Raw genomic sequence first — 564 nt, 5'->3', positions numbered from 1 at the left:
GCTTGTCACCACGAAGGAGATTGCGGCGTTCATCACCGACCGGGCGTTGGTCACGGTGCACAAGGACGAGAACTTCGATCTGGCTGCGATCGTGGCACGATGGGATTCTTCCCCGGATCTGGCCAAAAACGGCGTGGCCTTCCTCCTGCACGGCCTTCTCGATGTGCTGGTCGACGGTTACTTCGAGGCTGTCGAGGCACTCGACCAAGAAATTGAAGAACTCGAAGACCTTCTGTTCCTCCCCAGATCCAACCAGACCGAGGTTCAGCAACGCTCTTTCACACTGCGCAAGAGTTTGGTCGTGTTGCGGCGCGTCATACTCCCGATGCGCGAGGTCGTGAACACGCTGCTCCGCCGCGACCTGCACATGCAGATGGACGAAATGGGCCCGTACTTTCAGGACGTCTATGACCACGTGCTCCGCGTCATGGAGTGGACGGACAGCCTGCGTGACCTGGCGACAAGCATCCTTGAGGCAAACCTGGCAATCCAGGGTAATCGGCTGAACGTCATCACGAAAAAGGTCACCGGCTATGCGGCCATCATCGCCGTACCCACGGCGAT

1 protein-coding gene is annotated in these 564 nt (G+C 58.7%); it reads left to right on the top strand.

All coding sequences use genetic code 11. The annotated features are described in order from the left end of the window. Nucleotides 1-564, top strand: a 564-nt coding sequence (locus JF66_RS19915) for a magnesium transporter CorA family protein (protein ID WP_035880624.1), incomplete at both ends; no start/stop codon positions are given.

The organism is Cryobacterium sp. MLB-32 (assembly GCF_000738085.1).
Taxonomy (GTDB): Bacteria; Actinomycetota; Actinomycetes; order Actinomycetales; family Microbacteriaceae; genus Cryobacterium.
Note: the sequence above shows the minus strand (reverse complement) of the source record. Positions and strands in the feature narration are given on the sequence as shown.